Origin of the sequence: Brevundimonas sp. SGAir0440 (assembly GCF_005484585.1) — a bacterium.
Taxonomy (GTDB): domain Bacteria; phylum Pseudomonadota; class Alphaproteobacteria; order Caulobacterales; family Caulobacteraceae; genus Brevundimonas.
In genome coordinates this window covers 637,383-659,007 of the sequence record NZ_CP039435.1, presented here as the reverse complement: position 1 = coordinate 659,007, position 21,625 = coordinate 637,383, and the positions used below count along the sequence as shown (strand labels likewise).

20 protein-coding genes and 1 tRNA gene are annotated in these 21,625 nt (G+C 63.4%); 9 read left to right on the top strand and 12 right to left on the bottom strand.

Annotated elements, in window-relative coordinates; translation table 11 throughout:
• The first annotated feature begins 389 nt into the window (after positions 1-389).
• The gene (locus tag E7T10_RS03135) at positions 390-1,727 is read left to right on the top strand and encodes a site-specific integrase (RefSeq protein ID WP_137720686.1); all 1,338 of its coding nucleotides are present in this window, start codon (positions 390-392) and stop codon (positions 1,725-1,727) included.
• A gap of 373 nt (positions 1,728-2,100) precedes the next feature.
• Here the strand turns inward: E7T10_RS03135 and E7T10_RS03130 are convergent, their stop codons facing one another.
• From E7T10_RS03130 to E7T10_RS03095, 7 genes are all read right to left on the bottom strand, one after another.
• The gene (locus tag E7T10_RS03130; protein WP_137720685.1) at positions 2,101-4,611 is read right to left on the bottom strand and encodes a DUF927 domain-containing protein; all 2,511 of its coding nucleotides are present in this window, start codon (positions 4,609-4,611) and stop codon (positions 2,101-2,103) included.
• A 301-nt stretch (positions 4,612-4,912) separates the two neighbouring features.
• Positions 4,913-5,230 carry a hypothetical protein gene (locus E7T10_RS03120; RefSeq protein WP_137720684.1) on the bottom strand — a complete coding sequence of 106 codons (318 nt, stop codon included), beginning with the start codon at positions 5,228-5,230 and terminating at the stop codon, positions 4,913-4,915.
• 246 nt (positions 5,231-5,476) lie between these two features.
• Positions 5,477-6,310 carry a hypothetical protein gene (locus tag E7T10_RS03115; RefSeq protein WP_137720683.1) on the bottom strand — a complete coding sequence of 278 codons (834 nt, stop codon included), beginning with the start codon at positions 6,308-6,310 and terminating at the stop codon, positions 5,477-5,479.
• Positions 6,310-6,531, bottom strand: a complete 222-nt coding sequence (locus E7T10_RS16085; protein WP_168189874.1) for a helix-turn-helix domain-containing protein — start codon at positions 6,529-6,531, stop codon at positions 6,310-6,312. Before E7T10_RS16085 ends, E7T10_RS03115 begins: the two co-directional genes overlap by 1 nt.
• A 109-nt stretch (positions 6,532-6,640) precedes the next feature.
• On the bottom strand, positions 6,641-7,156 hold the full coding sequence (locus E7T10_RS03105; protein ID WP_137720681.1) for a hypothetical protein: 516 nt from the start codon (positions 7,154-7,156) through the stop codon (positions 6,641-6,643).
• Positions 7,153-7,479, bottom strand: coding sequence for a hypothetical protein (locus E7T10_RS03100; RefSeq protein WP_137720680.1), 327 nt, complete (start codon positions 7,477-7,479; stop codon positions 7,153-7,155). Before E7T10_RS03100 ends, E7T10_RS03105 begins: the two co-directional genes overlap by 4 nt.
• Positions 7,476-7,901: a hypothetical protein gene (locus E7T10_RS03095; RefSeq protein ID WP_137720679.1), complete on the bottom strand. Its 426-nt coding sequence runs from the start codon at positions 7,899-7,901 to the stop codon at positions 7,476-7,478. The genes E7T10_RS03100 and E7T10_RS03095 overlap by 4 nt, the downstream gene beginning before the upstream one ends.
• 262 nt (positions 7,902-8,163) lie before the next feature.
• Here E7T10_RS03095 and E7T10_RS03090 point away from each other — a divergent pair, with 262 nt between their 5' ends.
• From E7T10_RS03090 to E7T10_RS03075, 4 genes are all read left to right on the top strand, one after another.
• Complete coding sequence (locus tag E7T10_RS03090) at positions 8,164-8,973, top strand: hypothetical protein (RefSeq protein WP_137720678.1); 810 nt, start codon at positions 8,164-8,166, stop codon at positions 8,971-8,973.
• A gap of 5 nt (positions 8,974-8,978) precedes the next feature.
• On the top strand, positions 8,979-9,374 hold the full coding sequence (locus E7T10_RS03085) for a hypothetical protein (protein WP_137720677.1): 396 nt from the start codon (positions 8,979-8,981) through the stop codon (positions 9,372-9,374).
• Between the two features lie 315 nt (positions 9,375-9,689).
• Entirely contained in the window at positions 9,690-10,520 is an 831-nt protein-coding gene (locus E7T10_RS15865; protein ID WP_246846085.1) for an energy transducer TonB, read from the top strand.
• A gap of 75 nt (positions 10,521-10,595) precedes the next feature.
• Complete coding sequence (locus E7T10_RS03075) at positions 10,596-11,201, top strand: hypothetical protein (RefSeq protein WP_137720676.1); 606 nt, start codon at positions 10,596-10,598, stop codon at positions 11,199-11,201.
• Here E7T10_RS03075 and E7T10_RS03070 read toward each other — a convergent pair.
• The 5 genes from E7T10_RS03070 to E7T10_RS03050 form a co-directional block, all read right to left on the bottom strand.
• On the bottom strand, positions 11,198-12,694 hold the full coding sequence (locus E7T10_RS03070; RefSeq protein WP_137720675.1) for a hypothetical protein: 1,497 nt from the start codon (positions 12,692-12,694) through the stop codon (positions 11,198-11,200). The genes E7T10_RS03075 and E7T10_RS03070 overlap by 4 nt on opposite strands.
• 605 nt (positions 12,695-13,299) lie before the next feature.
• Positions 13,300-15,843: a hypothetical protein gene (locus E7T10_RS03065; RefSeq protein ID WP_137720674.1), complete on the bottom strand. Its 2,544-nt coding sequence runs from the start codon at positions 15,841-15,843 to the stop codon at positions 13,300-13,302.
• Positions 15,836-16,411, bottom strand: a complete 576-nt coding sequence (locus tag E7T10_RS03060) for a hypothetical protein (RefSeq protein WP_137720673.1) — start codon at positions 16,409-16,411, stop codon at positions 15,836-15,838. The genes E7T10_RS03065 and E7T10_RS03060 overlap by 8 nt, the downstream gene beginning before the upstream one ends.
• 184 nt (positions 16,412-16,595) lie before the next feature.
• Positions 16,596-17,381 (bottom strand): hypothetical protein, encoded by a 786-nt coding sequence (locus E7T10_RS03055; protein ID WP_137720672.1) that lies wholly within the window; start codon positions 17,379-17,381, stop codon positions 16,596-16,598.
• Between the two features lie 837 nt (positions 17,382-18,218).
• Positions 18,219-18,294 (bottom strand) — tRNA-Ala (locus tag E7T10_RS03050).
• A 163-nt stretch (positions 18,295-18,457) separates the two neighbouring features.
• Here E7T10_RS03050 and E7T10_RS03045 point away from each other — a divergent pair.
• The 4 genes from E7T10_RS03045 to E7T10_RS03030 all read left to right on the top strand — a co-directional run bounded on the left by E7T10_RS03045 (position 18,458) and on the right by E7T10_RS03030 (position 21,592).
• Complete coding sequence (locus tag E7T10_RS03045) at positions 18,458-18,763, top strand: YggT family protein (protein WP_017504977.1); 306 nt, start codon at positions 18,458-18,460, stop codon at positions 18,761-18,763.
• Positions 18,764-18,867: 104 nt separating this feature from the next.
• A complete protein-coding gene (locus E7T10_RS03040) occupies positions 18,868-19,749 on the top strand; it encodes a 3-hydroxybutyryl-CoA dehydrogenase (RefSeq protein WP_137720671.1) in 882 nt (293 codons plus the stop codon).
• On the top strand, positions 19,746-20,303 hold the full coding sequence (locus tag E7T10_RS03035) for a phthalate transporter (RefSeq protein ID WP_137720670.1): 558 nt from the start codon (positions 19,746-19,748) through the stop codon (positions 20,301-20,303). The genes E7T10_RS03040 and E7T10_RS03035 overlap by 4 nt, the downstream gene beginning before the upstream one ends.
• 44 nt (positions 20,304-20,347) lie before the next feature.
• On the top strand, positions 20,348-21,592 hold the full coding sequence (locus E7T10_RS03030; protein ID WP_137720669.1) for a DUF418 domain-containing protein: 1,245 nt from the start codon (positions 20,348-20,350) through the stop codon (positions 21,590-21,592).
• The last annotated feature ends 33 nt before the right edge of the window (positions 21,593-21,625 follow it).

Below are 21,625 nucleotides of genomic sequence, written 5' to 3'. Positions count from 1 at the left end.
CGCATGCGGCGACGGGTTGCGCACGACGCGGGCGGCAAGCTCTGCGTCCAGGCGCATCAGTGTGTATTATCTGCGGCGACATCAAACCCGGCGAGCAGAAATCGTATTTAGGGTATCTTTTAGGGTAACGCCGCGCGCCGGTGCGCATCGGCTTGAATAGACTGAACTAATCGAAGGTGCCTGGTGGAGCCGAGGGGAGTCGAACCCCTGACCTCGTCAAGCAGGTTTATCGTTGCACGATAATGCACCGCAATACACTCGGTATCGCAGAGTGTTTAAGATCAATGGCTTACGTATCACCCCGTGCCACATGGATGCATGGGGTTTGACGCAAGCTGCTTATCAGGCGCTTATCAGGAACCGCAGCGCCCCATTCCGATAAGCAGACCATGGCCACCCTGAAGCTCACCAAGACGTCCATCGAAGCGATCCAACCGGCAGCGAAGGACGTCTACGGATGGGACACACAGTTGGGCCGCTTCGGCGTGCGTGTGACCCCTTCAGGATCGAGGATCTACCTCATCCAGTATCGGTCGAAGGCCATCGCTGGACAGCCCGCCAAGACACGACGGATCACCATTGGCCAGCACGGCAGCCCCTGGACCGTTGACCAAGCCAGAGCAGAGGCGCGCCAGCTGCTAGCTCAGGTCGATCTCGCACGCGACCCGTTTGCCGATCGCGAGGCGGACCGTGTCGCCCGCCGCGCCACCATCGACGCGGCCGAACAAGAAGCACAACGCCTCGCGGCCCGCGATCGGGACAACTTCAAAGCAGTCGCCGAGCGGTTCATCGAGCTGCGCGCTAAACGCAACAGGTCGTGGGCCGAAACGGAACGGTTGCTGCGCCATGGCCCCATCGTTGAATGGGGCGAGCGGCATATTGCCGACATCCGTCGCTCCGACGTCGCCGACCTGATCGACGGGATTACCAAACGCTCCCCGGCCGTCGCCCGCGCTACGTTCGCGGCCGTGCGCCCACTCTTCTCCTGGTGCCTGGAGCGCGACCTCATCTCCACGTCGCCATGTGAAGGCTTTCGGGCGCCGCCCCGGCCGAAGTCGAGAGAACGTGTTTTGACCGACGACGAGATACGTCTCGCTTGGCACGGCAGCGAGCGTCTCAGCGGCCTGTTCGGCCCGCTGGTCAAACTGCTCATCCTTACAGGCCAGCGCCGAGCCGAAGTCGCCGGCATGACCTGGTCTGAAATCGACGTCCCCAATCGCACGTGGAGACTGGCAGGCGAGCGGACAAAGAACGGCAGGGCGCACGAGGTAGACCTGAGCGACCAGGCGCTCGCCGTGATCGCCAAGATTCCCAAGACAGGGTCCTTCCTCTTCCCTGCTCGTGGCGAAGGGGCCGCTCGTGGTTTCTCTGCGACCAAGCGCCAGTTGAACAGGCGCGTCCGCGAGGTCGGTCTGTCCGAGGTCAATGATGCCGAAGGGTTAGAGGTTGGCGAAACACCGGATGCCGCGACATGGCGGCTGCATGATCTTCGTCGAACGGCCGCGACCGGCATGGCGGCTCTGGGTTTCGCCCCGCATGTGGTGGAGCGAGTACTGAACCACGTCTCTGGATCTCAGGGCGGCTTGGTCGGCGTCTATCAACGCCATGAGTATCGCCCCGAGCGAAAGGCTGCTCTGGTCGCTTGGGGTCGCCACGTGGAGACGATCGTAAACGGGCAGGCCCAGGAGGCTGACAATATCACACAGCTCAATCGGCACAGGGCGTGAGACCGACATTTTGCGGCTGGCTCTATTAAAACGCGGGGAACTGCGGGAACGCGGGAACCTACGGCCTAAGATATTGCTTTACAGGCACAATATCAGTTCCCATTATTTCCGCACGTCAGTTCCCTCTGGGAAAAGCGGGAACCGCAGCGACGCTGCCAGAGCCGCCATCGACGCAGCGTCAGGTCGCACCCCAACCTGCAAAGTCGCGGCGGTCTCAGCGTCTGTCAGGGACAGACGGCCTTCCGACGTAATGATCGCAACACGCTCAGCCCAAACATAGCAGATGTCGAGATCCGCGTTGCCTGGCGGATCTCGAACAGGACAGCAAACATCAGCCGCCCTGAACTGCTGCCACAGGCGATCAAGGGCAGCTTCAGCTGCCGTCGCCATGCAGGTCAGCCTCCATGATGCCGCTGGCGATCGAGTAAAAGTTGCGCTTCCCAACACCAGGCACAGACACCTTGTTCGTCAGCCGGCCTCCCTCGCCGTTGCTGATCAGGAAGCCTGCATCCTTGATTGCCTTCAGTGCTGCTGACGCATCCATCCCGGCAAAAAGCTCGCTGCGGACGAACTCCGGATTGAAGTGATAGATGAGGCCAATGCCTTCGCGAGTGCCCTTGTACCCTGCAACGTCGAGGGATCGGGCCTCCCCTTCTCGAAGCTTGCCGTCACGCTCAGCAGCCTCCACCGCATAGCTTTCCGCGTCGCTGACATCGTCTTTCAACCAGCGGAACCGAGAGCCCTCATACCGCTCGATGAAGGCACGCACCCGGATCAGGGCCTCACGATCTTCACGGATAGATTCTCGACCAAAGGCCGCCGCCCAGCGCTTGAACAAGATCGCACAGGCTCGTGTCGCCTCGCCGCGCGACCAAGGCACGACGTCCAGCGCGGCGGCCAGCTCGCCGGCGGCGGCGACCAGGGCGAATCTCTGAGCACCCCGGCGCGCCTGCCCGTGGTCCCCCTCGACCAGCACCTGCGCGAGAAACGCCGTCTGAAGTGCAGCGGCCGCCTCCCGCATTTCGGTGCGCTGTCCGATGTATCGTTCGATGAACAGCGGCAGTGCATGACCATAGTGTTTGCCGCTGGCGGCCTTGATGGCGTCGGAGAACGCCGCAGGCGTCTCGGCGCCGTGGATGGTGTGCCAGGCGCCCATCGACTTCCCGCCAGGGCCGACGACCTCCATATCGACGCCTACATCGATCAGACGCAGCTCCTGACCTGCATAGGCCTTGTCCTTCGACCGGGTCAGCCGGATCAGATCCGACAGCGACAGCTCCCCGGTGGACAAGATCATCACCCGCCACGACGGCCGCGTCCGCAGCTCGGCGCTGGCGCTCAACCGTCCCTTCGTCGCTCCGGTCGCCAACGCATAGGCGGCAGCGCCGGCCGCCTCGGGCGAGAGCGCTCGCAGTTCGTCCAGAGCGAGCAGGCCGTCGTTATGGGCGAGGGCCACAGCCTCCAGAGCATTGTCGGTGTTTCGCCAGGTTTGCAGAAAGCCGATCGGCCCGCCCCCACCGCACACGCTGCCGGCCGCCGTCAGCACCGTCGTCTTCGCAGTCGACGATCCACCCCTCAAGTGGAAGCCTCCTCCTTCAGCGCCGAGGTCACGCATCAGCGGCCCCGCAAATGCCGCTGACATGGCGAACACGCCCACCGCATTTCCCGCCATCGGGGCTGCGACCAGCCGCCGCCACTCGTCATATTCCCCGGCGTCGCTGTGATACGTCCCGCCTGCGCGCCCTCTGAAAATCACGCTTTCGGTCGACGACGCCGCGCCGATGGACCTATGCGGCATCACGTAGATGCCGTGCTTCCACCCCGAGGATGACACCAGGCGTGCTCGCTCCGATGTCACCATCATGCCCAGAAGCGACTGCAACCGCTCCCTGGCATTCCTTCCTGTCGCGATGGGCAACCCCGCCCCCATCAAGCGGCGTCTCACATCGACGGCGTCGCCCGCCAGTTCGGCTCGGCCGATAATCTCGCGCTTTATGCGGCCGTCCATGTCGCGGAAGTCGAGGACCAGCGACCAGTCCAGGCCGTCCTCGTCTCTCGCCATGGCGGCGAGCTGAAAGGGACCGCAAAGCCATAGAGGCGGAGGCGGAGCGTCGCCGTCCTTGCCACCGGTCTCCGGCGCCCACCACCATCCGCCCGAGTCGGACCTGAACCCGCGTGGAGCAACCGTCTCCGTTTTACCGGCGCTCAACGCCGCATCGATCAGGGCCCGTGATCGCAGTGTTCCCAAGTGCGCCGGCCATTCGTCCGCCAGATCCCAACCCTTCGGCAGATCTTCAGGAAGGCGCACGACTGATGCCGTGGCACCCAACTGAACCGTCGCCCGGCGAAGCGTTTCCGCTGCCTTCCGGCCTGGTTCGTCTGCGTCCGGCCATATGGCGATCGTCCGGCTGGCCAGCGGACTAAGGTCGGTCTTTGCAATCGCATTGCTTCCGCCGGGCCAGGTCACCGCAACGAGGTCGGGGAAACGCTGCTGCGCGCCGTCGGCGGTTTTCTCTCCTTCCACCAACAGAACGCCTGCATTCGGTCGCGCAGCTAGCCGGTCCAATCCGTACAGCGGACGCCCGTCGCCTCCAGCACCGAACATCCATTTCAAGCGACCGTCTGTTCCACGCCACAGCGTGACGGGGCGAATATCCTTGCCCTCGGCCGTATCGAAACGGAGGACGTGACGGAGAATGCGTCCGTCCGCGTCCCTATAGGTCCAGCAGGCCGACGGAGCGCCTACGCCTCGCCAAGTGCTCGGCAGCGAGGGCGCGTCTGCTGGCGCGGGTGCTACCAGCTCACCCTTGTCGGATGATTTGCGAGCGGTGACGGGCGCGTTTGCGGCCTCAGCTGATATCCGGGCGAAGGCGTCATCGGTCACGCCTCGTGCCCTCGCGAACCGGGTTCGTCACCGTGTGAGGGCGGAAGGCGAGCAGGCCGGCTAAACCGCACCCCTTCGCCTCCAGACCCTTCTGCCTTCGCGATCACGCCGGCCCCGCCGAATGCTCGACCGATCGCTTGGCGGTCTCGAACCGATAGATCTCCCTCGCCCCGCTCGAAAAGTTCGACGGCCTCGCATTCCAAGCCTGCCCGCCGCGCCAAGTCGTCGGCGCTCCAATCGAGCAGGCCGCGACCGGCGCGGCATTGTGCCGGCGAAAAGCTCTCTTTGGATGTCATGATGCTCATTCGTAAGGATGGACGCCCAGGCTCTCAGCCAGGCGGATACAGGCGTCGCGCTGCGACATACGGGTGACGAAGGCGGCTAGGCTGACGAGATCGCCGCCACGATCGCCTGAAGAAAAATCCCCCCACTTCCCAGTGACCAGGCTCACCTTGAAGCTGCCGAGGTGCTTGTCGGATCGGTTGGGATTCCGCGCGACCCATTCGCTGGCCTCGCGCCGCCCGTCCGGGAGAAGCCCTCGGACGACGGCGTCGATGTTGCGAAGGGCCACGCCGTTGACGCGACTGAAATCGACGCGCCCTGTTGCTCGCTCGCTCATGTCGGATCGACCCTCGACCAGTGAGCGATCGAGCCATTGAGCCGGCGCTCTGCGTAAAACCGGCGCACGAACGATCGTATCTCCACGACACGCTCAACGCCGGGCCTTCGCCTCGATGGGCGAAAGACCGCGCATTCCCCAGCCGGCGCGTGAATGGTTCCGCCGACGGCCGTGTTGACGGGGCGTCCGTCATCGACGAACGCCCACATCTCGACTGCCGTTTCGCTAAGCAACGTCCGGCTCATCTCAGTCGCGGGGAAGCAGTTCGAATCTGACGCGGGTCTGATTGGCCGTAGGCACCGTTAGGAAGCCGAGATCAATGGTTCCGAGGCGACCGCCCTTGCGCCAATCTTGCGCCGGATGGATCTCCACCCTGCGGAACGATCGTTTCTCAACCGCCGTCCGGCTGGCGGAAGCCGGCATAGCGCCATCAGTCGAAAGATAGGCGCCGCCGCCTTCGTGCACGCGCACATGCGCCACCTGCTCGTCAGTCAGCCGGACGCCCGTTGTTGTGAATGCCCAGCATTCGATAGTCGTTTCATCGACCGCTTCCTCATCGCGGCTCTGCTGATCTCGCACCCGTCCCTCGGGTTCGAGCAGGGGCGGCATGCCGTGAGGAAGATCGCTGTTGACCCGTTCGACGGCCGCGTCGGCCTCGGCGATCTGGGCCTGTAGACGGGTCAGCAGGGCGGACAAAGTCGGAAACTGGGCGACCAATTCGGCCGCAGCGGCATCGGCTAGTCGTTTGGCCTCCATGTACGCATCGTGGCGCCGCGCTTCGGCCGCCCTGGCTTCGGACGCCTCAACGTTCCGGTTTGCCGAGGGCAACACCTGGTCGTCATAGGTTTCGAGCCGGGTCCTGAGCCGGCTGACTTCATCCGCCGCCTTCTCGAAATCAGCATCCGGTCCGCTGGCTGAAACGGCGACGGCCAGTTCGGCGAGCCGGGCCTCCGCCTTCGCGAGTTCCGCCGCAGCAGCGGCGCGGCGATCACTCATCGACTGTTGCGCCGCTCTCGCAGCCAGCGCGACCTTTTCGGCCTCCACCGCCGTGGCGGGCAATCCGTTGCTCACCTTGCTCATTAGCGCGCTCCCTCTTGCGGACCGCATTGCGACGTGGACGATCGGCGTTGACTGGCCAGCCATGCCGTGAGGTCGGCCGGATCGTACAGGCAGCGAGTGCCGATCTTGGTGAAGGCAGGTCCGCGTCCCGTAAGGCGGCTTTGGGCAAGCCAGGATTTCGAGACCCCGAGCTGCTCGCAGGCCTCCGTCACATTCAGGAGTTTAGGCACATGGGTTGTCATAAGTGTCTCCGGTTTCGTCGAGGGGTTTGGACGTGCACGGGTGTTCATGCCGGTTCGGTCGGTTGACCGTCATCGGACGAAGTAAGTTCGTCCGATGCCGTGCGACTGTTCAGATGCGGCTCGGAACGGCGCCCAGGTCAGCCAAGAGCGAACGCAGCTCGGAATCATCCTCGCTAAGCGGGCCGTGTGCATAGGCGACCAGACGAGCCTTCGTCCTCAGTCCGGCCCAGGTCGTCGCTGCGATCGCCTCGCTTCGCCTCGCCAATCGATCGAGCGCGAAGCTGGGCGTCTCCATCTCGACGTCGGGGTCGTTCACGCCGTGCAGATCTTCGAACCGGCCGAGCATGTCATGGCGGTCATGAGGCGTTGCGGTCGCCCAGGCAGCCTGAGATCTCGCCGCCTGGTGCGCGACCTCGAGCCGAGCCTGCTGCTGAACTTGCCGCCGCTCCAGATCCGGCAGCAGCGTGTCCAGGGCGCGGCCGATGGCGATCAGCTCGACGTCAGCCGCCGGCTCTGCGACCGCGGGCCTGCCGGCAACGGCGACAGCGGCTCCCGTGGCGCCCCCGGCGATCAGGCCTCGACGGCTGATCGCCGCGCCTCGGCGCGTTCTGTTCGAGACGCTCATCGCGACACCTTGGGCAGTCCCGAACTGAGCGCTCGTTCCATCACGGCGACGGCCTCAGCGGCGCCTTCGCTGGATACGTCCCCGGCGATGATCTTGGCGAAGTCCAGCGCCCGCCGTCCCCATGCCTCATCCGCCGTGCCGAGCATGGCCAGGGCGATGATCATGGCGGCGGACCGCTCTGCCGATGCGTGTGGCGGCGAGCCTCGACCGAACCGTCCGAAGACGACCACGCCCTCGCGCTCCACCGCGTGAACCGCGCCGCCCTGACGAACCGGGTTCGTCGCGGCGGTCGGCAGGTGGACGATGTCCGCGCCCCCGCTCATTGCGCCGGCACCGCAAACATCTTGCGGACTTCCCGCAGGATCATGGCGCGCGTGATCGCCGCCCGTCGCGCTTCGGCATCGACCGTTTCGCGGATCTCCATCCAGATCGGCAGCGCCGCACCGACATCGCCCTCTGGCGACATGGACAGGGCCAGGCTGAACCAGACGCCGCCACCGGCATCGGCCAGACGCTCGATCCAGTCATTCGGGTCGAAGCCTTCAGTCCGCAGATCGATGCCCAGGACATGTCCGGTCGGTTCGGCGTCAAAGGTTTGAACGGCGGCGTTGAAGAAGGCCCACAGCTCAGGCGGCAAATCAGCCGGTGGAGCGGGTCGGTGATCGGGATCGACCACATAGGGGAAGCGGGCGTCGAGCCCCGGCTGTGCGCAGGGCGCACCTGTGCTAGTGGCGTGTGAAGCCATGACCTGATCTCCAGACGATCGGTTGCGGTTAGGGCTGAGCAAGCGTTGGCGCGCTTGCTCAGCCCGACTTTTATGGTACCGTCTTAACCATGACGTCAAGTGGTACCAAAAAGAAAAAGGGTCGGCCTGCGGTTGGGGCCGGCACCCAGGTCCAAGTCCGGCTTCAGCCGGATCAGCTTGCCAAGCTCGATGCGTGGATCAAGGCAAACGACACGTCGTTGAGCCGCCCCGCCGCTATCCGGGCTGTTTTGGAAAAGGCGCTATGAGCAGCGTCTCCAATCTTGAGCGCTACAAGGCCGACCTCAAACGCCTGACTAACACTGCTGAGGCTTTGGTCTACGCGATGAAGCTGGACTACGCGCCAACACATTTTCGCAAGCAAGCCACCGAGCAGATCGGAGCTGAAGAGGCTGAGCAGCTGATCAAGAATCTTCCGCCTTTCAAGGCTAACTATGAAAGGTGGTACTCGGAGGCGTCAGCACTACTCAAACAGGTCATGCCCGATAGACTGGAAGATTTCCGGCGGCACTATCAAATCCCGAAGGGCCGCAAGGAAATCGACTACGGGAACTACGTAATCGAAGACTTTATGCAGGGCAGCATCCTCAAGTTAGGCGGTACGGTGCATGTCGACGGCGGAGCTGCGATCCCACATCTGGAGAGCCAGACACGCATATTGGCTGCCTGCGCCGCTCGATTTGAAAGCTCCCTCTTTGATATCCGCCAACTCGTTCATGCTGACGTGCTCGATAGTGAACTGGCCGGCGCCCGCGAGTTGCTGAAAAATAAGTTTGTCCGCCCCGCCGGCGTGGTCGCAGGAATCGTGTTGGAGCGTCACCTGCAAGAGGTGGTGGCGAGCCACGATGTGAAGGTTAAAGCCCGCCCCACCCTCGGTGACTTCATTCAAGCGCTGAAGGACGCAGAGGTGCTCACTACGCCAGACTGGCGCCGATTGCAGCACCTCAACGAACTTCGCGTGAGGTGCACGCACAACAAGGGCTCAGAGCCGACGGCCGAAGACGCGGAGGACCTGATCGCAGGCGTCGATCGGACGATCAAAACGCTGTTCTGAAAACCGTGACTGAAGACGCCGACAAGCTGGATCCCGCGCTTCTGAGGGTAATCCGAGCCCTCGCTCGCGCCGATGCCATCCACGACCTGGACGCCATTCGCCGCGACCAGGAGTGCGAAACAGCCGCGCGCCGTTCGAAACCATCCTTCACCCAAGCCGATGTCCGCCGTGCAATCGCGGCCGTCGAAGCTTCCGGCAAGTCAGTCGGGGCCATTGACTTCCCGCCCTCTGGTGGTTTCCGCATCGTCATCGGCGAGCCAATGCCCACAGCAGCCCGGAATGAGTGGGGCGACGTTTTGCAGGAAACGCCAGAGCAAGCTTTGGAGCGCTGGAAACGAGCTCACAAGCAGGACGGCGCAATCACAAAGCGGCCGGGTCGCTTTAACGGGCATCGGGGATAGGTCCCCCCCCTGTCCCTCTCCGACCAGAGATCATCGCGAGCCTGAAGCACCCCTAGATGGATCATCGACGATCCATATAAGATACTGATTAGACACAGCAATCGCCCCTAAGTAACCTCGCAGATCATATGTGATCTATTTTGCGCCCGGCTTTTGTTTATGCTTTTCAGAGCTTTAGGTCGTCCGCAGGTGTGCGTAATGTGTGCTCGCCTAAAAGGCGTGATCGACCCATCACCAGCGACAGACTTTCCCTCGATGGCGCCGCCGCCCAGGTTGGGATAATCACAACTTGGATGGACGGGCTTGGGGGCCAACATGACGATCGCCTTGATGCTGGCGCTGGCGGCTGGCCAAGCGAGTTGGCCCGATGCGGGCGGCTGGGGAATCGGGCAGTTTGAAGAGCGCTGCCTCACGAATTTAGATTTCGAGGGCGAAGGCACGACGGAGCTGAGCGTCAGCCTTGAGCTGGACGGATCCAGTTACGTCATCATCAGCAACCTGAACTGGACAACGGTTGAAGATCGACAATACCCGGACGCCAGCGTCACGATCGATGATGTGAGCTTCGCGGGCGGGGACACCGTCGGCACGGTCACAGGAGGCTATCGCCGTGGCCTGATGATGAAGATGCCAGTGGGCTTCGTGGATCAGTTCGCGCAAGGGAGCAGCTTCAAGGTCCACAACGGCGACCAGTTGGTCGACAGTCTGGATCTCAAGGGAAGCGCTGCAGCGACAAGCAGCCTGCGCCGATGCATCAACGCGGTTAGACGCGAGCACGCTGCTGCGGAACGTGAACGCCAGCGCTTGGCGCACATACCCAAGAACCCCTTCGCAGATCAGCCGCCGACGACCTCGACGGAACCAGTGACGGATGTCCAATGGGCTCGCCAACCCCGAGCGACCGCTGACGACTTCCCCGCCAGGGCGCTGGAGCGAGAAATCTCTGGATCTGCAGTCCTAAGCTGCACATCGCGAGCCGACGGATCTGTTGCGAACTGCCGCGTTGTAAGCGAAACGCCGGCAGGCATGGGCTTCGGCCGGGCCGCAATCCGCGTCGTGCAGCGCGCTCAGCTTTCCCCCGTCAGTGTCGATGCGATGACGCGAGATCAGGAATTCACAGTGACGATGACTTTTAATCTCGGCTGATCCAGGCGCGTGACGAACCGGGTTCGTTGGACACAAGCTCCACGTGCGTCTATCGCTGTGTCAGGTGGAGGGCCTATGGAAACCAACGTCGAGGATGCATCGCCGGCGCTAGAGACGCTGGCACCACAATCGAGACTGAAACGACGGCCGAGATGGCCGGTGGCTATCGCCGTCATCGTCACATGCCTAGTCGCCTACAACCTCACGGTCTGGGCTCCCGTCGCCACCGTCCTCGGCCGCGACGATCGCAACGCCGTCACCAGTGTCCACGTCTACCGGTCCTGGCTGATCCATCCCCGCGACATCACCGTCGACCTCGTCGCCGCCGATGGCGCCGCGACGATTGATCTCACCCGCGCTCTGTTCCAAGCGGCCGAGGCGCTGAAAGACCGCGAGTTCGGCCGCGTGATCCTCGCTCGCCAGGGCAAGCCCGTGTTTATGATGGAAGGCGCCGCCTTCGCGCAGCTGGGCCAGGAATACTCATCGGGCCAAAACCCCATCTACCTGATCCGCACCCTGCCCGAGCAGCTCTACTTCCCCGACGGCACGGCGGCCTTTGGGTCTTGGACAGGCGGCTGGCTGGGCGTCCTCGGCCGTCAGATCGAGGATGTAAATTCCTTCGGCCAAATTTGGGTGACTGGTGAGCGCCAGACTGCTTCTGCGGGCCAGCTACCGTTCTAGGGAGTGAAGGTCGTTGAGCCTTCAATGATCCCGTACAAATAGCGGTACCCTATGAAGGTGCCAAAGCCAGACAACAGGATGATCAGACCAAGTAGCGCAAGCGCTCCCCACTGAGCGAGCCGAGCTGGCACACGTCGGCGACGGAGCTCGCCCATGACGCCACCGATAAACCGGCTGCCGCTGGCGCGGACGCGCTCGAACCAATCGGGGTTGAGGGATAGGCTGAGAATGGCATGATCGACCGCCCACCCGAATGCCGCTGCGCCAGCCAAGGTGACAATCGGGTTTGCGACCAGAACCGACAGAAGATCCCGGAATAGATCTGGCAGCCAAGGCAGGGGCTTGGTATTTCCTCGATACACCGGCACGAGGATGGACAGCGCCGTGACCATGGTGCCGAAAGCGAAAAACATACGCGCGCGGCGGTTGGAGTCCTTGAGCTCCCGGACCTTCAAGCTTGCCTCGATCGAGGCCTTCAGCGCCGCAAAATCGTACTTGAAGCTGACGCGCGAAGGCTGAACCACGCCAGGAGACGGCGATATCCAGCCGCAGAAGTGGCGCTGGAAAGCGTCTGCATAAGCGATGATCCCCAATGCCTGCCTGAAGCTTTGAGCCTTCTCTTGACGGCGGACAGCAATCGCCATGCGCGTCAGCCCATACTGAGTCTGTCTGCGCCACTCTTCATCCGTTTCAGGGGTCCAGTGGGTGACAGTCGTCAGAAGATCCGAACGAGAGTGATGGTGGTAATGTTGGTGAGTGACATCGCGTATCGCGAAGAATGCCTGCGCAGCGATGGCCTCGACGTGCCGACCGTCAATGCTGCGCGGGTCTATCGTGTCTAGGGATGTGCCGGCAGCGTGAGCTTCTTTGAGGGCGAGCGATGTCAGCAGGCAGCCGGGATCCGCATCAATCTTGACCGTGCCGCTGCGCGAAAGAACAACGTCTACAGCGCCTATCACTGGGGTAGGTTCGTTGCGCCTATTAGCTCGAAAGCTGCTTTGGAGTGCACTTTCCAACGCGGACCGGGAGCGATGGAAGCTCTCGCGTTTTACCTGACCGGGGGTCTTCCCCGACACGCACAGATACGCTGCGTCACGGCAGTCGGTCATCGCCTGAAGCGCCGCTTGGCCTCGAGTTTTCGCGGCGCCGTTTAGGAGGTACATCCGGCCGACAAGCTCCGCCTTGCTGTCGGTTCGGAGCACCACTGAGGGCGCGTCATCTTCCGCGTCTGAGCAGGCATCTTTTTCAAACGGGAGCTCGCCGGACTTCACCTCCAGGAAGAACGCCCAGTCAGTATAGGGGAACCGCCCCATCCATGCCGTCATCCAGGCGGGGAACGGTCCATCATGACTGACGCGTCGGATGACCCCGAAGACGAAGCCTTCGCCTTGGGTCTCGTTACAGACGATCGTTCCAGATCTGTATGTGTCGCCTATCCGGCTGAACGCAACTCGACCAAGGATCGTAGGCGACCAGCCGACATAGCTCAGCAAGGCGCTACCTAGACGCCGTAAACGTTGTCTGAGGCGTGCTCCGACACAGCCACGACGCCACGAACTCGATCCTTCCGGCCAGCGAGCGCGGCGCGGTTGTCATGCTGAGGGCCAGCCACAGGCGCGGACTTCGAGGGGTCAAGCCATGCTTGGATGCTGTCGCCACGACGGTATGCTTCTTCGGCGGCGCGCGGCCCCCGGCGAGCGAGGCCGACCCAAATATTTACGCCAACCACAGTCAGGCCGAGCGCGACTGTGCTGAGCAGAAACGCCAGCAATGCGATTATCCAAGTCATTGGACGTGCTCAACGGTTGAAGTCTGGCGGAGATCCCGCCGGCAGATCATGAGGCTCGCGTCGCGGAGTGGTCGCGAAAGGCGCGCGGATTTAGCAGAGAGGCAGCGCATTGTCGATCTGGTACCGGCACAGAAAATCTCCCATCCACGGTTAATGTCATCCTAAGGAGAGCTTCGGCGCCAAATAGCAAAGAGTCAATTGGGGCCGATTTACTCCCTTAACCCATTGAAGCGAATCCGGTTCGCCCCATCGAAGGATGTTGGCGAAGACGGAAACCCATCGAATCAACGTCGAAACGAACCTGGTTCGTCACCGGGTTTTGCCACGAGGCGAGCGCGAAAGCGCCTTGCTCAAACTGCCATCCGAACCCGCACTGGCGATCCGCCGATCGACGACGGCGTCAAGCAGGACTTCAAATCCTCCCTCAATCGGCCGCGTCGTCGCCTTCACCGGCTCGCTGGTCTGATTCACGATCTTGATCGTCGTGTTGACGGAAGTCGGGGCAGACACCGTTCCGATGGGCATAGCGGCGGGCAGCATGCGCGGGGACGAAAGCGGCAAGTCACGCATCATACGCGGGGACAAAAGCGCCATGTCACGCATCATGCGCTCGGTCCGTTCAGTATCATAGACCCGAGCTCCGGTCGGCATGTCGATCAGCTCCATACCGTACTCCCCGACCGGCACCAGCCCACGAGCGCCCTGCACCCCACCCCGCGCAAGGCCCTTCATCAACGCGCCGGGGAGAAGACCGCCGCTATCGCCTGGGGGCCTGGTAGCGCCTCCACCCCCGCCGACACCGGCACCAACTAGGTTTCGGAGGAAGCCGCTCAGCAGGCCCCCACCCCCGGTCCCGCCGCGTCCCAGCAAGGAGTCCGCAAGCGGTTGGATCAGAAGTCGCTGCAGGGCGATCTCCATCAGTGCATCGGCCACCCGACCGAGGGCATCGACGCCGGCGTCGCCCATCCGACGCAAGGCATCCCCAGCGCCCTGCGCATTTTTGAACGCATCGACGAGGCCGCTGTTGAGGCCATCCAGGGCATCAAGCGCGTCTTGCTGGATCAGATCTCCGGCGTTTGCGCGGTTCTTCGCCTGCTCCGTCTGCCAGGCCTCCACCGGTCCCGCCGTCCGGCGTTCGACCTCTCCTCGTTGAGCAGCGAACAGGACTGGCAGCGCGTTGTAGGTGGCGACCAATGTCTGCCGGGCTTCGGCGCTCTCTGCCGCGGCGATCTGATCCCGCAGATCCGCCTTCATCCGCTCCTGCGCGATCGACAACAATTGAAGCTCTATCTGGCGTCGCTCATCGGACGTGGAAGCCATCGACGACGCCGTCGACAGGATATGGCCCTGAAGATCATCGTACGTACGCTGAGCTTGGGACAACGCTCGCTCACGTTCGAGACGTTGAGCTGTGGCCTGGGCCTGCTGTTCGGCGGTCTGGCGCGCGGTCAAAGCAGCCTGAAGTTCGGCCTTTTTGGTATCGGCGATCTCGCCTTCGGCGACGAAGGCCGCCAGCTCCTCACGGTCACGGCTTTGCTGGAGCGCCAAGCCGTCTTGTTCGAGCTTCTGCCGAGTGGCCATGTCGCGGGTAATGTCGATCGCCGCTCGCAGCTGGTCCGACTTGGCGCGGTAGATCTCGTCATCGACACGAGCCGAACGGCGCTTCGCCTGTTCCGCCACTCGCTCAGCCTCGCGCGCCGCGCGCGCTGCGGCATTCGCCGCACTGTTTCCGCCGCCAGCGCCACCACCCCCACCGGGGCGATCACGATCGCGATCAACGGCGTCATCGCGAACCGTGGGCTCAGCGGCGGCGCGCTGCCGCCTCCGCTCGAGGATTTCTTCAGCATCGCGGCCTGCCCGGTCGTAAATGCCCTTTGTCCGAGTATCGAGCGGCCGCCCATTGGCGCGCTGTCCACGCTCGATACGCGCCCGCAGATTGATCGCAGCCTGTAGTTGCTCGCTTTCTGTATGGACGAACAGATTGGAGATGGCCCGCGCAGCCTTCGCGGCTTGGTCCGACACCCAAACCCAAAAGGGTGCGAGCACCGCCTGCATCGCTCTGACGTTGGCGTCGATCTTCTGTTGGTTCTTCTCCAGCGCGCGATCGGCCTGGTCCAGGTCATTGACCAGATCCTTGCCGATCACCAGTCCGGCGTCGCGCCCCTCGTCTGCCCAACCCCGTAAGGCGTCGCCGCCGTTCCGCAGCATTGGCTCGAGCTCCGCGATGCCGAGCCGCTTCAGCAGCTGAACGCGTTCAGCCTGCGTCTGAACTTCCTTCAATCGGTCCGCAACGATAGGAAGCAGCTCAGCCGCCGTATCGACGCCGCTCAGATCCTCTTCGCTGATGCCGAGCTTTGCGAAGGCGGCCTTCACCTTGCCGTCCCCGACTCCCGTGAGAAAAGCGCCAAGGCTGGCGTTCAACCGCTCTAGCCCACCCTCCATGGCCTCGATCGGCACACCCGCCTCGTCAGCGCCGTAACGGAGCTCCTGGAGCGCTTCGACGGAGACGCCAATGCGATCGGCGACGTCTGTCAGGCCAGCCGCCCAGGACGCCGCCTCCCGGAACTGCACAGCCGATGCCGCTGCGGCCAGACCTGCGGCGGCCAATCCAGCGCCAGCGGCGATGCCAACAGGGCCAAGCCCTCCCAAAGGCCCAGCAAAGGCAGCCAACTCCCCCCGAGCGCCAGCGACCACGTTGTCCAAAGCGCTGATTGCACGGGAGGGTTGGCGCATCGAGCGATCCAGTTCCCTGGCCATTCGGGCGCCCTCAGGCCCAATGCTGCGCAGACCCGCCTTGACCTCGTCAGCGCCTTTCAGGGCGATCCGAAGATTGATACCGCCGCCATCAGCCATGGGACGCGCTCCGGCGACCTTCGTCGATCGCTACAAACGCTAGGTACGCGGCGCCGATGTCGTAGCCATCCAGATTTGGCCGACGATCTTCAAAGGTGAGGAGCGCGTTATGGAAGTCCAAGCCCACTCCCGCGACCCACAGATCCGGCGAGCTATCGAAGATGGACCAGCAAAGGCGGCAGGTTTCGGAAGTTACTTCCGCATCCTCGCCGGCGGCCCGCGCCGCCAGCGGCTTGGCTAATGCGCGGAACTCAGGCCCATCGACGGTGTGGCTCTCGAGCCAAGCAAGAAATGCGGTCAACACAAGTGGCGAACCGGGTTCGTTGTAGATCAGCGCCTTTTGGATGTCGGCCGCGTCGGTGAACTTTAGCGCCCGGCCGGTGACAGGATCCGCCATTCCTTCCCAGTCACGTAAAAGAGCTTTGGCATAGAAGCAGGCTGCGATGATCGAGGCGCGGCCCACGACGTCGCCAGCGATGCCGTCTGCCGAAACGGGTGCCTGCTCTATGGCGAGAAGTTCGGCGGGGTCGTGTATCCGGCGCATGGCGTCCGCCACCTGACCGGCCACTTTTAGCTTCGTAAGGCTACCTGGTACGTCGAGCTGCCACCTTACCCCCGGCGCCATCGGATACCATCTTGGCTTCCACGCCCCATGCCGTGCCTTCATCATGCTCTCCATTCACCTGCGCGGGAGAGACCATCACAGCGACGGCGGTTGACGACTATGGCTAAACTTACCTTGGCCGCCGCACCTAACTGTTGTCGCTGACCAGACGAATGTAGGCGGCGCCGAGGTCCACGGTGGGCGCTGGCGCTGCGCGGGACGCCGCCCTCCGTAACTTGGAAACCTTCCGCATGAGAGCGTCTTCGCCGGGCAAGGACACACCGTGAAAGCGAGGATCGCGCGCTGTCTTTGCCTCCCACGCCCTGCGGGCAACGTCCGTATTCGATAGAGGCTCTGTGAGTTCAGATTCAAGATCTGCAATGAAGCGCTGGAGCACTTCGGCAAGGTTGCTTGGGCCGACTGACCGAGCTGAAGCCAACGCCCCCTTTCTGTGATTAGCTCTACGATCTTCAGCCACGATGTCGCTGACTTGGACCGCGCGGAAAAACGCCCCCTGCTCCCACGCTTGGGCCGAAGCCGCAGTTACCATCCACTCTAAGTGGCGGCTCGCTGCGCCGAGATCTCCGCTCTTGAAGGCGTCGGCAAGTACTCCTCCCGCTGAAGTCATTTTGCGCGAGACGGCCGCCATTTGCCGTGCCTTGGAAGCCGCCCTGCTCGCCTCGATCGCCCAAGCAAGAGCGCCATAGGGACCGCCCGCCTCGGCGCGGAGATCTGAAGGCAAATCGAGGAACTCTGGCGGATAGCCAAGCACAAAGGCCACGCGTGTCTCTTCTGAAACGCGGTCCGGCCACACTTCATGGTCTTCGTCTGCGAAAATGAACCACAAGCCGTCTGCATCCCGTCCGATGAAATGCTGACCACACCCCCGAACGAACCCGGTTCGCGAGAGGAGATCGCCAGCTCGTTCAGCCATGGCTGGCAGCTCGTCATATGCCCAAGGTCGATCGAGCTCTTGATGCAACTCCATGTCTCCGAACTCGGTAACCGACACAGCAGGGTTGAACTGACCCGCTGGCTTGAATCGGTTGCCTAGTTTCTCCTCTCGGAGATTCGTCGCCCCCGCCGCGCTCCCGAAACGAACATCCCTGGGCGCTGGCCGAGGTGCAGCCCCCATCGGTATCAACAGAGGTTGCCAGTGCGCGACGACAGACGTTCCACCACGACCAGGGAGTTCGGCTGGGAGATTCACCTGATTTAGCGCGGTGGACATCCTGCCAAGTTACCCGACCGATACGCCGGAGGCCATTCCAGTTCTTCCAGACACGCACAGAAACATGTCGCCGCCGGAAGGTGGGGACGAAGCATCATCGCGCGTAGATTTTAGACCGCCCAATAGTTCCCACTAGTTCCCATCTAAAAAGAGAATAGTGGGAACTTTAACATCGCAGATTTTGCTGCGCTGCCTCATTCATCAACCTCGGTTCCCAGAGTTCCCAGCGTTCCCATCCAAACGTCAACCGCTCGGTCAACCGTCAACCAGTTTTGTAAACCCGCGTACTAGAAAACGCACATGCCCAGCCCGACCGTATCACTCAGGGGACCGGGGAAGGACCCGCGATGTCGGACGGGCGTCCATGGACCGCGACCCGCTGAAACGCCCCGTCACGCGCGCGTGGAGCCACCTCGCCCCCGCCGAGCGCGGGCTGCTTATCAGCTGCTTATCAGAGCTGACGCTCGTCTAATCTTTCGAGGCTACGCCCAATCAGAAAAGCAGGATTTCTGTTCGAAAACAACCGCTTAGGCATGTGCCTGGTGGAGCCGAGGGGAGTCGAACCCCTGACCTCGTCATTGCGAACGACGCGCTCTACCAACTGAGCTACGGCCCCGTTTCCAGCGTGGGATCGGGTTTCACAGGCGTGGCGGACATAGAAGGCGGGCGGGCGTGGTGTCAACGGGCTTGTGCGCGCAAAGCGCGCAGGTCGGATACGGCCGTTGTCGGAGCAGGGGCGAACAGGCTAGAAGCGCCGATCCAAGCAGGAGTTACCGTTCATGGGCTATGCGCTCGTCTGGTTGATCAACACCATCATCAGTCTGATGATCTGGTTTATCATCGCCCAGGCAATTCTGAGCTGGTTGGTGGCGTTCGACGTCGTCAACTATCGCAACCGCTTCGTCTATTCGGTCGGGACCTTCCTGGACCGGGTCACCGCGCCCCTGCTGGAGCCGTTCCGCCGCATCATTCCGAACCTGGGCGGCATCGACATCTCGCCCATCGTGGTGATCCTGCTGCTGCAGTTCATCAGCGTGCTGTTCAACCGCACGGCGGCGCCGGCCCTGATCCAGCTGCTCGGCTGAGGCGACACGGCGGACGGAAATCTGATGCGAGAGGGTTGATCCGCTCTTGCGCCGCGCGCCTTCCTTTCTAAAGGTGCCCGCCCGACCACTTTCGACCACGGTTCATGACCTCGATCACCACAGTCGCCATTTTGGGCGCCGGACAGATGGGCGCAGGCATCGCGCAGGCGGTCGCGCTCGGGGGCTATTCGGTTCGCCTTTATGACGTCGTCGCCGACCGGCTGCCGCTGGCGCAGGGCGAGATCGCGGCCAGCCTGGCGCGTCACGTCGGGCGCGGCCTGGTCGATCAGGCCGCCGCCGATGCGGCCTTGGCCCGCATCACGATCAGCGACGCAATGGCCGAGGCCGTCGCCGGCGCCGATCTGGTCATCGAGGCGGCGCTGGAAGACGAGGCCGTCAAGAAGGCCCTCTATGCGCAGGTCGTGCCGCACCTGGGGCCGCAGACCCTGCTGGCGTCCAACACCTCTTCGATCTCGATCACCCGCCTGGCGTCCTCAACGGACCGGCCGGACCGGTTCGTCGGCCTGCATTTCATGAAGCCGGCGCCGGTGATGAAGCTGGTGGAGATCATTCGCGGCATCGCCACCTCGGCCGAGACCCATTCCGCCGCCGTCGCCTTCGCCGAAAGCCTGGGCAAGACCACCACGGACGCCGAGGATTTTCCCGCCTTCATCGTCAACCGCATCCTGGTGCCGATGATGAACGAGGCCATCTTCGCCCTGTACGAAGGGGTCGGCAACGTCGCCTCGATTGACAAGGCGCTGCGCCTGGGCGCCAATCATCCGATGGGCCCGCTGGAACTGGCGGACTTCATGGGTCTGGACGTCGTCCTGGCCATCATGAACGTGCTGTATGACGGCCTGGCCGACAGCAAATATCGTCCCTGCCCGCTGCTGGTGAAGTATGTCGAGGCCGGCTGGCTGGGCAGGAAGAGCGGACGCGGCTTCTATGACTATTCCGGCGCTGCGCCGGCGCCGACGCGATGAGCCGGTTCGAGAGCTATTCCGACCTGCCCGGTCAGGCGACCATCGCCGCGCGGCCTGGCCGGACGCCTCGGATTCTGGCCTGTTTGGCCGGCGCGGCCTGGCCGCCGCTGTGGCTGACCCTGCCCTTCTGGCGGCCGCACGCCTATCTGCCGGGTCGCGATATGGACTGGCGGCTGGTGGTGATGCTGATCGGGCTGATCACCGTGCCGCTGGCGCTGTATCGCGTGTTGAACGAGCGCAAGCGTGACGGCCGGCCCGGCACGCGGCTGGGCGTCGTCTGGCGCTTCATGATGTACGGCGGCCTGGCGGCGGCCCTGGTTCAGATCGTCGTCGCCCTGGGCATGAGCGTGATGGGCTGGTTCGAGGCCGGCGATGTGATGCAGGCCTTGGGCGCGACCGAGACCACCCTGCTGATCTTCGGGGTCGGCGGCCTGCCCATCGCCATGATCGTGGGCGTCAGCTACGCCCTGTGGGCCGGGTTGTGCGCCGCGTTCATCGCCTTCGAGGCGCGGCCGGCGGTCAAGGACAGACTGGGCCTGATGCCCAAGGGCTGACAGGCGCGCCTGACGCCTTAGTTCGAGGATTGGGGGATCCGAGAATGACCATGGACGACACGGACAAGGATGCGGCGGAGACGCTGTCGCCCGTCGCGGCGACCTCGCGCATCGCCAGCCTGGACGTCATGCGGGGGCTGGCGGTGCTGGGCATCCTGGCGGTCAATGTCGTCTCCTTCGGCCTGCCGGTCATGGTCTATCAGGACGCAAGCCTGAGCCCGTTTCCGGTCACCGGCGCCAACGCCGTGGCGCGCTGGACGATGGACGTCTTCTTCCATCAGAAGTTCATCACCCTGTTTTCGATGCTGTTCGGGGCCTCGATCTATCTGGTCGGGGGCGAGCGGGGCGATGCAGCGCGTGGCAAACTACTGCGGCGCCGGCTGTTCTGGCTGGCGGTCATCGCCCTGATCCACGGCCTGGCCTTCTGGTATGGCGACGTGCTGCTGCTCTACGCCTGGTCGGGCCTGTTCGTGATGCTGATGCGGTCGATGCGGGCCGGAACGCTGATCGGGATCGGCCTGGGCGTGACCCTGTTGCTGGGCGCAATGCAAGCGGGCGCGACCTGGCTGATGGTCGCCGGGCCGCCGGCGATCACCGAGGCGATCAACCAAGGCGGGCCGCATGACACCGCCGCCATGGTGACGGAGTCGATCGCCGCCTATCGCAGCGGCTGGGCCGGGGCGATGGGCCAGAACCTTCAGAACTGGGTTCTGCTGCAGGGCGCCAGCCTGACGATGTTCGTGTTCTCGACCGTGGCCCTGATGATGCTGGGACTGGGTCTGTTCAAGGCCGGCGTTTTCAGCGGCCGGGCGCCCAACGGGGTCTATGTCGCCTTGATAGCTATCGGCGGCGTCGTACTGGCCCTGCTGGGCGTGCTGGAATGGCGCGAGGCGATGGCGCCGACCGGAACCCACCCGACGCGCGGCCTGGCGGAGGTCGTCGCCTCCTTCCCCGTCTTCGTCACCCTGGCCTATGTCAGCCTGATCGTGCTGGCGACGACCCGGGGGCTGGCGTGGATCACGGCGGCGCTGCGGCCGGTGGGACAGATGGCCTTCACCAACTATCTGACCCAGACCCTGATCATGACCTCCATCTTCTACATGCCGTGGGGACCGCGACTGTTCGGGCGGGCCGACTATGTGCAGATGTGGGGCCTGGTCCTGGCGGTCTGGGCGCTGCAACTGATCTGGTCGCCGCTATGGTTGTCGCGGTTCAGCATGGGGCCGCTGGAGTGGGTTTGGCGCTGTCTGACCTATGGCCGGCGGGTGCCGATCTCAAAAGGCGGCTGACGGCGCTTTTATCGCAGGCGCGAAGCGATTAAC

What these genes read in the sequence shown, in the direction of transcription:
- E7T10_RS03135 (WP_137720686.1), top strand. Translation starts at nt 390, where the DNA reads ATGGCCACCCTGAAGCTCACCAAGACGTCCATCGAAGCGATCCAACCG.
- E7T10_RS03120 (WP_137720684.1), bottom strand. Translation starts at nt 5,230, where the DNA reads ATGAGCGAGCGAGCAACAGGGCGCGTCGATTTCAGTCGCGTCAACGGC.
- E7T10_RS03115 (WP_137720683.1), bottom strand. Translation starts at nt 6,310, where the DNA reads ATGAGCAAGGTGAGCAACGGATTGCCCGCCACGGCGGTGGAGGCCGAA.
- E7T10_RS16085 (WP_168189874.1), bottom strand. Translation starts at nt 6,531, where the DNA reads ATGACAACCCATGTGCCTAAACTCCTGAATGTGACGGAGGCCTGCGAG.
- E7T10_RS03105 (WP_137720681.1), bottom strand. Translation starts at nt 7,156, where the DNA reads ATGAGCGTCTCGAACAGAACGCGCCGAGGCGCGGCGATCAGCCGTCGA.
- E7T10_RS03100 (WP_137720680.1), bottom strand. Translation starts at nt 7,479, where the DNA reads ATGAGCGGGGGCGCGGACATCGTCCACCTGCCGACCGCCGCGACGAAC.
- E7T10_RS03095 (WP_137720679.1), bottom strand. Translation starts at nt 7,901, where the DNA reads ATGGCTTCACACGCCACTAGCACAGGTGCGCCCTGCGCACAGCCGGGG.
- E7T10_RS03090 (WP_137720678.1), top strand. Translation starts at nt 8,164, where the DNA reads ATGAGCAGCGTCTCCAATCTTGAGCGCTACAAGGCCGACCTCAAACGC.
- E7T10_RS15865 (WP_246846085.1), top strand. Translation starts at nt 9,690, where the DNA reads ATGACGATCGCCTTGATGCTGGCGCTGGCGGCTGGCCAAGCGAGTTGG.
- E7T10_RS03075 (WP_137720676.1), top strand. Translation starts at nt 10,596, where the DNA reads ATGGAAACCAACGTCGAGGATGCATCGCCGGCGCTAGAGACGCTGGCA.
- E7T10_RS03065 (WP_137720674.1), bottom strand. Translation starts at nt 15,843, where the DNA reads ATGGCTGATGGCGGCGGTATCAATCTTCGGATCGCCCTGAAAGGCGCT.
- E7T10_RS03055 (WP_137720672.1), bottom strand. Translation starts at nt 17,381, where the DNA reads ATGGCTGAACGAGCTGGCGATCTCCTCTCGCGAACCGGGTTCGTTCGG.
- E7T10_RS03045 (WP_017504977.1), top strand. Translation starts at nt 18,458, where the DNA reads ATGGGCTATGCGCTCGTCTGGTTGATCAACACCATCATCAGTCTGATG.
- E7T10_RS03040 (WP_137720671.1), top strand. Translation starts at nt 18,868, where the DNA reads ATGACCTCGATCACCACAGTCGCCATTTTGGGCGCCGGACAGATGGGC.
- E7T10_RS03035 (WP_137720670.1), top strand. Translation starts at nt 19,746, where the DNA reads ATGAGCCGGTTCGAGAGCTATTCCGACCTGCCCGGTCAGGCGACCATC.
- E7T10_RS03030 (WP_137720669.1), top strand. Translation starts at nt 20,348, where the DNA reads ATGACCATGGACGACACGGACAAGGATGCGGCGGAGACGCTGTCGCCC.